The sequence below is a fragment of the Streptomyces sp. KR80 genome (genome assembly GCF_052245555.1).
Classification (GTDB): Bacteria; Actinomycetota; Actinomycetes; order Streptomycetales; family Streptomycetaceae; genus Streptomyces.
Window position 1 is genome coordinate 105,065 of sequence record NZ_JBQQCD010000018.1, and the last position, 14,142, is coordinate 119,206.

The 14,142-nt window shown below is 70.4% G+C and carries 11 protein-coding genes; 8 read left to right on the forward strand and 3 right to left on the reverse strand.

What is annotated here, in order from left to right; translation table 11 throughout:
• Positions 1-212: 212 nt before the first annotated feature.
• The 4 genes from ACTWQI_RS23525 (at position 213) to ACTWQI_RS23540 (ending at position 4,924) form a co-directional block, all read left to right on the forward strand.
• On the forward strand, positions 213-1,628 hold the full coding sequence (locus ACTWQI_RS23525; RefSeq protein WP_443273464.1) for a family 2B encapsulin nanocompartment shell protein: 1,416 nt from the start codon (positions 213-215) through the stop codon (positions 1,626-1,628).
• Between the two features lie 35 nt (positions 1,629-1,663).
• Positions 1,664-3,088 (forward strand): family 2 encapsulin nanocompartment cargo protein terpene cyclase, encoded by a 1,425-nt coding sequence (locus ACTWQI_RS23530; protein ID WP_443273466.1) that lies wholly within the window; start codon positions 1,664-1,666, stop codon positions 3,086-3,088.
• 46 nt (positions 3,089-3,134) lie between these two features.
• Positions 3,135-3,998 carry a geranyl diphosphate 2-C-methyltransferase gene (locus ACTWQI_RS23535; protein WP_443273467.1) on the forward strand — a complete coding sequence of 288 codons (864 nt, stop codon included), beginning with the start codon at positions 3,135-3,137 and terminating at the stop codon, positions 3,996-3,998.
• 107 nt (positions 3,999-4,105) lie between these two features.
• Entirely contained in the window at positions 4,106-4,924 is an 819-nt protein-coding gene (locus ACTWQI_RS23540; RefSeq protein ID WP_443273469.1) for a glycerophosphodiester phosphodiesterase, read from the forward strand.
• A gap of 121 nt (positions 4,925-5,045) precedes the next feature.
• On the opposite strand, the gene fahA is transcribed toward ACTWQI_RS23540, so the two are convergent.
• Positions 5,046-6,257 carry a fumarylacetoacetase gene (gene fahA / locus ACTWQI_RS23545; protein ID WP_443273470.1) on the reverse strand — a complete coding sequence of 404 codons (1,212 nt, stop codon included), beginning with the start codon at positions 6,255-6,257 and terminating at the stop codon, positions 5,046-5,048.
• 301 nt (positions 6,258-6,558) lie between these two features.
• Between fahA and ACTWQI_RS23550 the strand changes: the two genes are divergently transcribed.
• From ACTWQI_RS23550 to ACTWQI_RS23565, 4 genes are all read left to right on the forward strand, one after another.
• The gene (locus ACTWQI_RS23550; RefSeq protein ID WP_443273471.1) at positions 6,559-7,566 is read left to right on the forward strand and encodes a polyprenyl synthetase family protein; all 1,008 of its coding nucleotides are present in this window, start codon (positions 6,559-6,561) and stop codon (positions 7,564-7,566) included.
• Between the two features lie 238 nt (positions 7,567-7,804).
• Positions 7,805-9,139: a LolA family protein gene (locus ACTWQI_RS23555; protein WP_443273473.1), complete on the forward strand. Its 1,335-nt coding sequence runs from the start codon at positions 7,805-7,807 to the stop codon at positions 9,137-9,139.
• Positions 9,140-9,623: 484 nt separating this feature from the next.
• On the forward strand, positions 9,624-10,610 hold the full coding sequence (locus ACTWQI_RS23560; RefSeq protein ID WP_443273519.1) for an ABC transporter ATP-binding protein: 987 nt from the start codon (positions 9,624-9,626) through the stop codon (positions 10,608-10,610).
• Positions 10,597-11,493, forward strand: coding sequence for an ABC transporter permease (locus tag ACTWQI_RS23565; protein WP_443273475.1), 897 nt, complete (start codon positions 10,597-10,599; stop codon positions 11,491-11,493). The genes ACTWQI_RS23560 and ACTWQI_RS23565 overlap by 14 nt, the downstream gene beginning before the upstream one ends.
• A 108-nt stretch (positions 11,494-11,601) precedes the next feature.
• Here ACTWQI_RS23565 and ACTWQI_RS23570 read toward each other — a convergent pair whose 3' ends face one another.
• Together ACTWQI_RS23570 and rarD are read right to left on the reverse strand one after the other, a co-directional pair.
• A complete protein-coding gene (locus tag ACTWQI_RS23570; protein WP_443273477.1) occupies positions 11,602-12,948 on the reverse strand; it encodes a M28 family metallopeptidase in 1,347 nt (448 codons plus the stop codon).
• Between the two features lie 195 nt (positions 12,949-13,143).
• Positions 13,144-14,133, reverse strand: a complete 990-nt coding sequence (gene rarD / locus ACTWQI_RS23575; RefSeq protein ID WP_443273521.1) for an EamA family transporter RarD — start codon at positions 14,131-14,133, stop codon at positions 13,144-13,146.
• Positions 14,134-14,142: the final 9 nt, after the last annotated feature.

Here is a 14,142-nt window from a genome sequence, read left to right on the forward strand (position 1 = left end):
CGCTCGTCGCCGCTTCGGGCAGGAAGCTCCCAGGTCAGCTGACCTGGGAGCTTCTTCGTTTCCCCGTCGTGCGGGGGCGCGCGCAGCGCACTTTGGGGGGCGCGCTGTTCGCGGGTTCGCCTCGGGCCGTTCCGCGTGCCTGTTCGCAGCGGAGATTGCTGTGCGATTGCATCTGATCACCGATCGTGATCATGCGAAGAGAGAGGTAAGCGATGTCGGTCGAGACGAGTACTGCCCCAGCGGCGGATGTGCAGGAGCAGGAGCGGCAGAGCCTCAGCACGGCGGCGGCGCGGAACCTTGCGACGACGGCCAAGTCCGAGCCGCAGATGCAGGGGAAGAGTTCGCGGTGGTTGCTGCGAAAACTGCCGTGGGTTCATGTGCCCGGCGGAACCTACCGGGTGAACCGGCGACTGTCGTACGCCCTAGGGGACGGGCGGGTGACGTTCGTCCAGAACGGCTCCAAGGTGAAGGTCGTTCCCGCGGAGCTTGCCGAGCTGCCCCTGCTGCACGGGTTCGACGACCCCATGGCGCTGGGGGCGCTGGCCGACAAGTTCGTCCAGAAGGAGTTCGCCCCCGGCCAGGTCATCGTGCAGGAGGGCAGGAAGGCGGATCACGTCTTCCTGATCGCCCACGGCAGGGTGGAGCAGGTCGGCACCGGGAAGTACGGCGACGAGACGGTCCTGGGACGAATGGCCGACGGCGACACCTTCGGTGGTCAGGTGCTGCAGGGTCCTAACGGCAAGTGGCAGTTCACGGCTCGTGCGGTGACCCCGACCACGGTGCTGGCGCTGCCGCATACGGCGTACAAGGCGGTGGCAGGCCAGCACGCGAGACTGCGGTCCCACGTCGAGCAGATGAGCTCCAACGGAAGCAGGCCGACGAACAAGTCCGGCGAGGCCGAGATCGCGTTTCTCTCCGGCCACGCCGGTGAGCCGGACCTGCCGGCCACGTTCGCGGACTACGAACTCAATCCACGTGAGTACGAGTTGAGCGTGGCGCAGACGGTGCTGCGGGTGCACAGCCGGATCGCCGATCTCTACAACCAGCCCATGAACCAGACCGAGCAGCAGCTGAAGCTCACCATCGAGGCGCTGCGCGAGCGCCAGGAGCGGGAGCTGGTCAACAACCCCGACTTCGGTCTGCTCCACAACACCGACTACGACCAGCGCATCCAGCCCCAGTCCGGCCCGCCGACCCCGGACGACCTCGACGACCTGCTGAGCATGCGGCGCGGGACGAAGTACCTGTTCGCCCACCCGCGCGCCATCGCCGCCTTCGGCAAGGAGTGCAACAGTCGGGGCATCTACTTCGGCAGCGTCGACGTCGACGGTCACCACATCCCCGCCTGGCGGGGCGTACCGATCCTCCCGTGCGGCAAGATCCCGGTCACCGAGCAGCAGACGTCGTCGATCATCGCGATGCGCACCGGCGAGGACAACGAGGGCGTCATCGGCCTCTACCAGACGGGGATTCCCGACGAGGTCGAGCCCGGCCTCAACGTGCGGTTCATGGGCATCGATGAGAAGGCCATCATCTCGTACCTCGTCAGCACCTACTACTCGGCCGCGGTGCTCGTCCCGGACGCCATCGGGATTCTGGAGAACGTCGAGGTCCGTCCGCGTGGCTGAGCGTTCCGCGCCACCAGTGAAGGAGGGCTGAGACGGTGTCATTGCTGTCCCGGATGTCCGCCTCTGAGGCCGCGGACGAGGTGGCGCGTCTGGTGGGTGCCCTGTTGTCCGACCCGGTACGCCCCGGAAGGAGGGATCTCCCCGGGCCGGCCGAGGAGCGACCGTCGGACCCGAAGGCTGCGCCCGCGCAACGGTCTGTGCCACAGCTGTCCCTGCCGGAAGCGTCCCTGCCGGAAGCGTCCGTGCCGGGAACGTCCGCGCCGCCGTCCGTGCCGGAGCAGTCCGCACCGGCTCCGGCCGTACCCCGGCTTCCCACCGGGCCCACCGGTCTGGGCACGTCGGCGGCCAGGGTCGAACTCCCCGCGCCGTCCGCCATCGACCCGAGCGCTGTCGCCCGGGGCGCCCAGTCCCGGGTGCCCACCCGCCCCGCCGGACTCGGCACGTCCGCCGCTCGGCTCGCGGGCGGCGGCGAGCGGTCCGAGGGTGCTGCGTCGTCGCGCAGTTCCGATACGTCGGGGCTGGTTCTGTACTGTCCGCCCGCCGTCCGCGACGACCCCGCCCTCGGCGAGGTGGTCAACGAGCGGCTGGTCGAGTGGGCCGAGGAGGTCGGGATCTACCCCGGTCAGCTCGACAAGGTCCGCTCGGCCAACTTCGGACGCCTCATGATGCTCGCCCATCCCGAGACGGACGACCCCGACCGGTTGCTGGCCGCGGCGAAGTGCGGGCTGTCCGAGTGGGCGGTCGACGACCACTATGTCGACGGCGAAGTGGAGGAAGCCCACCACGAACTGCTCGGTCAGCGGCTGGCGATCGCCCATTCGGTGATCGACCAGGCCCAGCTCCCGCTGCGTTACGCGCCGCAGCTGGAGCAGGTGGTGCGGAAGGACCCCGTGATGGTCGCCATCCGCTCCGCTCTGCAGAACCTCGGCAGGTACGCCACGACGACCCAGGTGCGCCGGCTCCGCCATGAGCTGGCCATCATGTTCGTGGCCTACAACCAGGAGGCGGTCTGGCATACGGCCGGGCACACACCGCCGGTCTGGGAGTACCTGATGCACCGGCACGAGAACAGCTTCGTCCCGTGCATGGTGCTGGTCGACGCCGTCGCCGGCTACGAGGTCCCGCAGGCCGAGTTCGCCCACCCACGGGTGCGCCGCGCGTTCAACCTGGCCGGCACCGCGACCGTGCTCATGAACGATCTGTACTCGATGGGCAAGGAAGGTCCCTCGGACTTCAGCCTGCCCATGCTGATCGCGGCCGAGGAGCAGTGCTCGATGCAGGAAGCGGTCGAGCGCAGCGTCATGATCCACGACGAGCTGATGCACACCTACGAGGCCGAGGCATCCGCCCTCGCCCTCACCGGCTCCCCCGAGCTGCGCCGCTTCCTGGCCGGAACGTGGGCCTGGGTGGGCGGCAACCGCGAATGGCACGCCGGCAGCGCCCGCTACAGCACCGCGTAATCGACGTCTGCTGATCCCGTTACGAACACAAGGAGTTCCCCCCACCATGACCGCCACCACATCCGCCCCTACCACCGTCCTGCGCACCGCGTATCAGAAGTCCGTCGCGGAGTACTGGAACACTAACCAGCAGGATCCGGTCAACCTGCGGCTCGGCGACGTCGACGGCCTTTACCACCACCATTACGGGATCGGCGACTACGACCCCTCCGTACTGGACGGCCGGGAGGACACCCGGGACGAGCGCATCATCGCCGAGTTGCACCGGCTCGAGACGGCACAGGCGGATCTGCTCCTCGACCACCTGGGTCCGGTGTCCCCCGGGGGCCGCCTGCTGGACGCCGGGTCCGGCCGGGGCGGCACCAGCTTCATGGCCCATCAGCGCTTCGGCTGCCAAGTGGACGGGGTGTCGATCTCGGAGTACCAGGTCGGCTTCGCCGGCGAGCAGGCCGAGCAGCGGGGCGTCACCGACCACGTCAGATTCCACTTCCGCAACATGCTGGACACCGGCCTCGCGAGCCGCTCCCGCAGAGCCATCTGGACCAACGAGACCACGATGTATGTGGACTTGTTCGAGCTCTTCGCGGAGTTCTCCCGGCTGCTCGAGTACGGCGGCCGCTATGTCTGCATCACCGGGTGCTCCAATGATGTGACGGGCCTCCGCTCCAAGGCTGTGAGCCGGATCGACGAGCACTACACCTGCAACATCCACCCGAGAAGCGAGTACTTCAAGGCGCTGGCGGCCAACAACCTCGTCCCGATCAACGTCGTCGATCTGACGGCCGCGACCATCCCGTACTGGGAGCTACGGGCGAAGTCCTCGGTGGCCACCGGCATCGAGGAGCCGTTCCTCGCCGCGTACAAGGAAGGCAGTTTCCACTATCTGCTGATCGCCGCCGACCGGATCTGACAGGCTGAGGCGTCTCACGGCCCGTGGTGCGAAGTGTCATAAAGGACATTTCTTGGCATTGCGGGCCGTTGGCTGTCCGTTCACCCTCGGATGACACCCTCTGACGGGTGAACCTCCTCCCACAGACCCAGCGCCAAGACCGGGCACCGGTCATCCCCACCGGCCGGATCACCCAGGTCGTCGCCCACCGGGGCGCCTCCCACGACCAGCCCGAGCACACCCTCGCCGCGTACGAGCAGGCGATCGCGGACGGAGCGGATGTGCTGGAGTGCGATGTCCGCCTGACCGGCGACGGCCGGCTGGTGTGCATCCACGACCGGCGCGTGGACCGTACGTCCGGTGGCCGCGGCGCCGTTTCCGCCATGACCCTGGACGAGCTGGACCGGCTGGACTTCGGCTCCTGGAAGGGCGGTGGCGCCGGGCCCGCCCGGATCCTTGCCTTCGATGAGCTGCTGGCCCTGGCCACCTCCGCGCCCCGGCCGGTCGGTCTGGCCGTCGAGACCAAGCACCCCACGCGCTGGGCGGGCCGAGTCGAGCGCGAACTCGTCCGGCAGCTGCGGCTCTTCGGACTGCACCGGACCCGGCCGGGGCAGCCGCCGAGGGTGCGGCTGATGAGCTTCTCGCGGCTCGCGCTCCGCAGAATGCGGGCGCTCGCCCCCGATCTGCCCCGCGTACTGCTCACCGAACGCGCCGTGCTCCCGGGCCGGGCGACGGCCCTCCCGCGAGGAGTCCGCATCGCGGGCCCCGGCATCGACCTCGTACGGGCCCGGCCCGACCGGGTGCGCCGGCTGCGCGCAGCCGGTCACCAGGTGCACGTATGGACCGTGGACGAGCCGGAGGACGTGGAGCTGTGCCTCAGCCTCGGCGTCGAGGCGCTGATCACCAACCGTCCCCGCGAGGTCCTGGCTCAGATCGGCGACCGCTGACGTCCGGTGTCCCCGCCGCGGTGGCCATCCCGCGTCGTTGACCCACTGGTCCGGCTCCCGCGATACGCGAAGGCCGGAGGCCCCGCCGGTCGGGTGGCCCCCGGCCCTCGCTCGTCGTGCGTCAGACGGCAGGCTCGATCCGGCCGACGACGTCGCCGAGACCGATCCGTACGGTCCCCGGCCCCGGGGCCCAGGCGGTGAGGGTGACCTCGTCACCGTCCTCCAGGAAGGTGCGCTTGCCGTCCGGGAGGTCCACCGGGTCACGGCCCGCCCAGGTCAGCTCCAGCAGGCAGCCACGCTCCTCGACGCGTGGTCCGCTGACCGTGCCGGACGCGTAGAGGTCGCCCGTGCGGAGCGAGGCCCCGTTCACCGTCATATGGGCCAGCTGCTGAGCGGCCGTCCAGTACATCGCCGAGAAGGGCGGGTTGGCGATCGGGTGGCCGTTGATCGCGACGGAGATCCGGAGGTCCAGGCCGCCGGGCTCGAGGTCGCCGTCGTCCAGATAGGGCAGCAGCGCGTGGTCCCGCGCCGGAGGGGCCGTACGGGCCGCGTCCAGCGCCTCGAGCGGGGTGATCCAGGCGGAGATGGACGTGGCGAAGGACTTGCCGAGGAACGGGCCGAGCGGGACGTACTCCCAGGCCTGGATGTCCCGTGCCGACCAGTCGTTGAGCAGGCAGACTCCGAAGACGTGCTCGCGGAAGGCGGTCTGCGGCACCGGCTCGCCGAGCGCCGATGGGGTGCCGACGACGAAGCCCACTTCGGCCTCGATGTCGAGCCGCTGGGTGGGCCCGAAGGTGGGATCGGCGTCGGCGGGGGCCTTGCGCTGGCCGCTGGGGCGTACGACCGGGGTGCCGGAGACCACGACGGTTCCGGCGCGGCCGTGGTAGCCGATGGGCAGGTGCTTCCAGTTGGGCGTGAGCGGATCCCCGTCGGGCCGGAACATCCGGCCGACGTTCGTGGCGTGGTGCTCGGATGCGTAGAAGTCGACGTAGTCCGCGACCTCGATCGGCAGGTGCAGGGTGACGCCGGTGAGCGGGTGCAGGAAGGGCTCGATCGCCGGATAGCCGAGCCAGGTCCGGATGTCGGCGCGTACGGCCTGCCAGACGGCGCGGCCCGCGGCCATCAGCGCGTTCAGCGTCGGGTGCGCGAGGAGGTCGGCGTGCGGGGAGCCGAGCGCGGTCGACGCCGTGTGGACGTCCAGGACGTGGTCGCCGTACCGCACGCCGATCCGGTGGCGGTCGGGCTCGTCGGGCGTGCTGAACACCCCGTAGGGGAGGTTGTGCAGGCCGAAGGGGTGGTCTTCGGGGAGATCGAGCGGGCTCTGCTCGGTCATGGATCGCTGCCTCGCCTTCCTGTCCGCCGTGCGGGCTCCGGGGCCGGGCAGCCAGATTACGTCCTGACGGCACGCCACGGGCTCGCCGAACCGCCGCTTCCGCGTCGAGGCGAAGCGGCCGGCCGCCTGCCGCGCGGCCCGCTGCTCGACGTGCGCCGACCGAGCTCGTGTCGTGGCCGGTGCCGCGCGTGCCGGGTGGGGCAGGCGCCCGTGGTGATCCACAGGGGACCGGTTACGCTGCCAGTGGTGACAGCGACACATCGACATTCCACCTAGTCGTCCGCAGACAGGAGAACCCCTCGTGACCGTCGTCGGGCCGTTTGGGCTGAGCGTGCGGGACCAGGCTCTGGAAGCCGATGTCCAGGCCGGGTTGACGGCAGTCGAGGAGGGCCTGCTGGAGGCCACCAAGAGCGATGTCCCGTTCATCACCGAGGCCGCACAGCATCTCGTACGGGCCGGGGGCAAGCGGTTCCGCCCGCTGCTGGTGATGCTCGCCGCGCAGTTCGGGGACCCGCACGCGCCGGGGGTCGTCCCGTCCGCCGTGGTCGTCGAGCTGACCCACCTCGCCACGCTCTATCACGACGACGTGATGGACGAGGCGGACGTTCGGCGCGGGGTCCCCAGCGCCAATGCGAACTGGGACAACTCGGTCGCGGTGCTCACCGGCGACTTCCTGTTCGCCCGTGCCTCCCACATCCTGGCCGACCTCGGGCCGGACGCCGTCCGCATCCAGGCCGAGGCGTTCGAGCGGCTCGTCACCGGACAGATCCTGGAGACCGCGGGGCCGCGCGACGGCCGGGACCCGATCGACCACTACCTCGACGTCATCGCGGGCAAGACGGGCTCGCTGATCGCCGTCTCCGGCCGATTCGGCGCGATGATGTCCGGCGCCGACGAGAGCATGGTGTCCATCCTCACCCAGTACGGTGAGCGGCTCGGCACCGCCTTCCAGCTCGCCGATGACGTGCTCGACATCGCCAGCGACAGCCATGAGTCCGGCAAGACGCCGGGCACGGACCTCCGTGAGGGCATCCCGACCTTGCCCGTCCTCCATCTGCGCGCCCGGGCGGCGAAGGGCGAGGCCGCCGACCGGGAGCTGTGCGAGCTGCTCGACGGCGACCTCACGGACGACTCCCGGCACGCGGAGGCGCTGCGCAGGCTGCGTGCCCATCCGGCACTGGAGCAGGCCCGCCGGGACACGGTGCGCTACGCCGAAGAGGCCCGCCGGACCCTGTCGCCGCTGCCGGCGTGCCCGGCGAAGTCCGCGCTCGAAGAGCTGTGCGACGCGGTGGTCCACCGGGCGGGTTGACGGCCCGTCTGATGTCGTTTCCCTCAAGGGTTTTCCTCCCCCACCCGCAGTACGCCCCCGTCGGCCGGACGACGCGTCTCATCCCGTAGGCGTACGCGGAGTTGATCCCGTCGGTGGACGCCGCGACGTGGCCGATTTGATGGGATTAACGCATAAGCGCGGCGGGCTCGGGTGACAATGTGCGCGAAGTGCCCACGGCTTCACCGATCAACCGCCGCTGACCACGGAGGTAGGGCAGATGCTAGGGAAGCGACCGACAGGTGTCACCGACGACTGGGACGCCGAGGACGAGGCAGCGGCGGCGGCGCCACGGCGCAGGGCAGTGCGGTACGCCGTCCCGGTCGCGGTGGCGGGGCTTGCGGCGGCGACGATCGGACTCGTCCCCGCGTTCGCCGGCTCAGGTGCACCCGACCTGCCGAAGATCACGGCCGAGGACCTGATCGCGAAGATCGCCGCGTCGGATGTGCAGCAGCTGTCCGGCACGGTGAAGATCAGTACGGATCTGGGTCTGCCGACGCTGCCGGGGGCCGGTCCGGGCGGCGCCCTCTATGGCAAGGGCGGCAAGGGCGACGGATCGTCGGCCGCGGATCCGCAGGCCAAGGTGATGGAGCTGGCGTCGGGGTCGCACACGCTGCGGGTGGCCGCTGACGGACCGGACAGGCAGCGGCTCTCGGTCATCGACGACGCCGCCGAGTACAGCCTGATCCACAACGGGGACGAGATCTGGGCGTACGACTCGGCCACCAACTCCGCGTACCACGCGACGGCACCGGAGGACCGGAAGGCGGGCGGGGACGCGGCCACGCCACCGACGAAGGGGCCGGAGGCGAAGCTGGCGAACGTGACGCCTCAGCAACTGGCCCGGCAGGCCCTGCAGGCCGTGGACGAGACCACGTCCGTGACGGTCGACGGCACGGCGAACGTCGCGGGCCGGGACGCGTACCAGCTGGTGATCAAGCCCAAGCAGCCGGAGACCACGGTCGGGTCGATCCGGATCGCGGTCGACGCGGAGAAGCACCTGCCGCTGAAGGTCACGCTCGCGCCCAGGAGCGGCGGCAAGCCGGTGGTCGACGCCGGGTTCACGTCGGTGGACTTTGCCAAGCCCGCGGCACGGACTTTCGAGTTCACTCCGCCGAAGGGCGCCGAGGTCACGGAGCAGAAGGAGCAGCGAGAGCAGCAGCGGCCCGACGGGCGGGGCAGGGCGGCCGACAGGCCGGACAGGGACGTCGAGTTCCCGCTCGACCCCTCGTCCGCGGACCTGGCCGGGCTGTCTGGGCTGACGGTGACCGGCGAGGGCTGGGCCTCGGTCGTCCGGTTGGCGGCACCGGGCGCGGACCGCCCGGGTGCGGCGTCCGGCCGGTCCCTGCCCAAGGCCGGCAGTGGCGAGGGCGGTCGGTCGCCCGAGGCGGCGCGGCTCATCGACAGCTTCGGCGAAAAGGTCACGGGCAGCTTCGGCTCGGGGACGGTGTTCAGCACGCGCCTGGTCAACGCCCTGATGACGGAGAACGGGATCTACGTCGGCGCGGTCGACAAGAGTGCGCTGCTGAAGGCCGCGGAGGAAGCAGCGAAGTAGCCACCGGATCGGGCCCCGCCGAGCGCCGCACAGCGCTTGGTGGGGCCCGGCGCTGCGGAGGGCCGTGATCGCCAGGCATGGCACGCGCTGCGCCGCCGAGGGACCGTCACGTAGCCGAGGCACGCCGGGAAACGCCGGGGAGAGCGGTCCGGCGGAGTGCTCGGGGCAGGATGGTCGCCGGGCGGTACCGCCGCCCAGCCCCAGAGCACTCGACGACGGGGGACACACCATGGAGGAACCTTCCGCCGACCCGCAGCACCGCGCCCGCACCCGGCACGCCCCCGCGAAGCCGCAGCCGCCCCGGCCCGCGTGGGCGTCCGAGGCGCCCCCACCGCCCAAGCCCGAGCCGTCTGGGCGCCCGGGATGCGCGACCGAGGCGGACGTCCGCGCACCGGGCGCACCGGCGGGTCCCGCCGGCGGGGCACCCGCGCCCGCTCCGCCCGTACCTGTGGTCGCGCCGCGCGGTCACGGCCCCGTACCGGCCGTGGCCTACAGCGGCGCGGGGCGCGGTGCGGAGTCCGGCCATGATGACGTTGAGGACGTCATCGTCACGCGTCGGCTCAGCAAGCGGTACCGGGGCCGCCGACTCGTCGTCGACTCCCTTGACCTCGCCGTGCCGCGCGGCAGCGTCTTCGGGTTCCTTGGGCCGAACGGCTCCGGCAAGACCACCACCATCCGGATGCTCATGGGCCTGGTCGCGCCCACCTCCGGCAGCGCCCGGGTCCTCGGTCGCCCCATGCCGTACGCCGCGCAGGAGGTGCTGCCCGACGTGGGGGCGCTCATCGAGGGGCCCGCCCTCTACGGCTTCCTCTCCGGCCGCGACAACCTCGCCCGTTTCGACGCCGCCGAGCCCACCGCAGACCCCCGTACCCGTGCCGCTAGGGTCACGGCCGCCCTCGAACGGGTGGGGCTGGCCGCAGCCGCGGGAAGGAAGACCCGGACGTACTCACTCGGCATGAAGCAGCGCCTCGGCCTGGGCGCTGCCCTGCTCCGGTCGCGGCGGCTGCTCGTGCTCGACGAACCGACCAACGGCCTCGACCCGCAGGGCATGCGGGAGATCCGGCTGCTCATCCGCGAACTGGCCGCCGACGGCACGACCGTCTTCCTCTCCTCCCATCTCCTCGACGAGATCGAGCAGGTGTGCACGCATGCGGCGGTGATGGCGGAGGGCCGCCTGCTCGTCCAGGGCACGGTCGACGAGCTCTCGACGCGGCACGGCCGGCTCGCCGTCACCACCCCTGATCCGGCCGACGCCCTGCGCGTCCTCAGGGAGCACGGCGTACTGGATCTGACGCTCACCGACGGCCGGATCACCGGTGAGTTGCCCGCCGCACAGCCCCCCGATCCGGCGGACCTCAACGCCGCACTGGTCAGGGCCGGGGTACGGGTGCGTGACTTCGGAGTCGACCGGGTCTCGCTCGAGGACGCCTTCGTCGCGCTGACCGGGGAGGGCTTCGATGTCGCGGGCTGAGTGCGGGACGGCCTCCGCCGCGAGGAAAGCGGGCGGCAGGACGCCCCCGCACCGCACGCTCGGGCTGTTCCGGAGCGAGCTGCGGACGACCTTCCGCCGCGGACGGACCCTTGTCCTGCTGGGCGTTCTCGCCGCCGTACCCATCCTCATCGGCATCGCCGTGAAGATCGAGACGGCTGGCGACGGCTCGGTCGGCCGGGGCGAAGGCGGCACGCCTGCCTTCATGGCCCAGATCACCAACAACGGCCTCTTCCTGGTCTTCGCTGCGCTGGCCGCGACTCTCCCCGTCTTCCTGCCGATGGCCGTCGGCGTCGTCGCGGGTGATGCGATCGCCGGCGAGGCCGCCACCGGAACGTTGCGCTACCTTCTGGTCGCGCCCGCGGGCCGCACCAGGCTGCTGCTGACCAAGTACGCGTGCACGCTGACGTTCTGCGTCACCGGCACGCTGGTGGTGGCCGCCTCCGCCTTGGCCGCGGGTGCGTTGCTGTTCCCGCTCGGTGAGGTCACGCTGATCTCCGGGACCACCGTGTCCCTGACGGAGGGCCTGGTCCGGTCCGTGGGCGTCGCGGCGGCCGTCGCGGTCTCACTGATCGGTGTCGCGAGTCTCGGTCTGTTCGTCTCCACGCTCACCGGCAGCGGGATCGCCGCGATGGCAACGACCGTGGGCCTGCTGATCACCGTTCAGATCCTCGACACGATCCCGCAGCTGCATGCAATCCACCCGTATCTCTTCCCGCATCACTGGCTGAGCTTCGCGGACCTGCTGCGGGATCCGTTTTACTGGGACGAGCTGATCAAGAACGTCGGTCTGCAGGTCTGCTACGCGGCGGTGTTCGGATCCGCGGCCTGGGCCCGGTTCACCACCCGCGACATCACGGCGTGAGGGGCGGCAGCGGGCGATACACGACAGGGCCCGGACGTCGCGGGGACGTCCGGGCCCTAGGTGTGCCGGCGGTTGCGCCACGCGACGGAGTCGCATAGCGGACACGGCTCAGAAGCTGAGTTTCCAGCTGTCGAGGTGGCCGGTGTCCTGGGCGGCCACGTCCTGGACGCGGAGTTTCCAGGTACCGTTGGCGACTTCGCTTGAGGCGTCCGTCGTGTAGCTGGTGATGACGTTGTCCGCGGAGTCCGAGCCGCTGGAGTTCTTCAGCCGGTACGCGGTCCCGTCCGGCGCGAGCAGGTCGACGACCAGGTCGCCGCGCCAGGTGTGCTTGATGTCCACGGCCACCTTGAGGGTCGCCGGGGCGTTGCCCGTACGGCCTGTGACCTCGACCGGGGAGGTCACCGCGGCGCCGTTGTCCGGAATGGAGACGTCGGCGGTGTTCTCGAACACCGAGTCGGGCTCGGGCGTCGTGCCGGCCGAGCCCAGCGTCCAGATCGCGTGGGCGATGGCATCGCTGTTGCGATCCATGGCCGTGTCGCTGATGTTCGACGAGGTGTCGCAGGAGCGGTGGTAGCAGGGGTCGAAGGCTTGGCCCGCGGTACCGCCCCACTTCTGCGCCTGGGCGGAGGACATCGTACGGCTCGCTCCGGTGAAGAGCCCGCCCACCCGGATGCCCACGTTCTTGAAGGACGCATGGTCGGAGCGGCCGTCACCCTCGGTCTCGATCTCCGTGGGGACGTTCTTGCCCGCGAACCAGTCCTTGAACACCTTCTCGATCTCCGGGTCGTCGTCGTAGACGAAGTAGCCCGGGTTCGGTGAGCCGATCATGTCGAAGTTCAGATAGCCGGAGATCTTCGACCGCTCCGCCGACGGGAGGTTGTTGACGTAGTGCTTCGAGCCGACGAGGCCCAGCTCCTCCGCGCCCCACCAGCCGAAGCGCAGGTGCTTCGCGGGCTTGAGATTCGCGCGGGAGACGGCGAGCGCGGTTTCCAGGATCCCGGCCGAACCGGAGCCGTTGTCGTTGATCCCGGGACCGGAGCTGACGGAGTCGAGGTGGGCTCCGGCGAAGACCACCTGGTTCGCATCGCCGCCCGGCCAGTCGGCGATCAGGTTGTAGCCGGTCGCGCCGTTGTAGGTGAACTGCTGGACCGTGGTGGTGAAACCGGCTGCGTCCAGTTTGCCTTTGATGTAGTCGATCGAGGCCTTGTAGCCGGGGCGGCCGTGTGCGCGGTTGCCTCCGTTGGCGTTGGCGATTGACTGAAACTCCGTCAGGTGTGCCTTGACGTTGGCGATCGGGATGTCGGGCGCCTCGAGCGTGGTGGGCGTGGCGGCCGCTCCGGGGGCGGTCGCGATGAGCCCGGCGACGGCCCCGGCCGCGACGGTCGCGATGACGGACCGGCCTATTCGCGCTCTTCGGGCGAGCCGGTGACGGGTGCGGGGGGTTGGTGATGACATGTGGGGGGCTCCGAATTCCGAACGGAAGTGAGACGGAATGAACAGGACGCCCCGCGGTTTGGGCGACCGCAGGGCGCATGGAGCTGAAGCAGTGATTTGACGCGAACATGATGCTCTGCTCGCACTGACGTCACGTCAAGGGCACGAACCGGACATGCCCTCCCGAATATCGGTCCCCAGCCGCCGTACGGCGCGTCAGGCGCGCGAAGGATCAGCCTCCGCCGGTGCCCCGGTCTTCGCGGCGGTTCGCTCCGCCTCCGCGGCCCGCAGCGCTGCCCGGCCGCGATGGGCGGTCCGGAGGGCGTCCCAGGTCAGCAGGGTGAGTGCAAGCCAGACCAGGGCGAAGCCCGCCCACCGCTCGGTGGGCATCCGCTCATGGAAGTACCCGACGCCCAGCAGGAACTGGAACGTCGGGGCGAGGTACTGCAGCAGGCCGATCGTGCTGAGCGGGATACGGATGGCGGCCGCCCCGAAGCAGACCAGCGGTACGGCGGTGACCAGGCCACAGGACGCCAGCAGCACGGCGTGCGCCATGCCCTCGCGGCCGAAGCTGGAGTCACCGCGGGCACCCAGGAACAGCAGGAAGCCCAGTGCGGGCAGGAACTGCACGGCGGTCTCCGCGGCCAGCGACTCGATCCCGCCGAGCCCGATCTTCTTCTTCACCAGGCCGTAGGTCGCGAAGGAGAAGGCGAGGACGAGAGCGATCCAGGGCAGGCGTCCGTAGCCGACGGTCAGGACGGCGACGGCGGTCGCGCCGATGCCGACGGCGGCCCACTGGGCAGGGCGCATCCGCTCCTTCAGCAGGAGCACGCCGAACAGGATGGTGACCAGGGGATTGATGAAGTAGCCGAGCGAGGTCTCGACCACGTGCCCGGAGTTGACGCCCCAGATGTAGAAACCCCAGTTGAGGGAGATCACGACGGCGGCGACCGCCACCAGCCCGAGCCGCTTCGGCTGCCGCAGCAGCTCGGACACCCAGGCCCAGCGGCGCATGAGGAGCAGGATGAGCCCGACGACGGCCAGGGACCACACCATGCGGTGGGCCAGGATCTCGACGGCCGTCGCTGGCTTGAGCAGTGGCCAGAACAGCGGTACGAGACCCCAGATGCCGTAGGCGGCGAAGCCGTAGCCGAGCCCGGCGCGGTGTTCGCTCCTCGCCCGCGGCGTGGGCGGCTTCGGTGCCAAGGCGCTCTC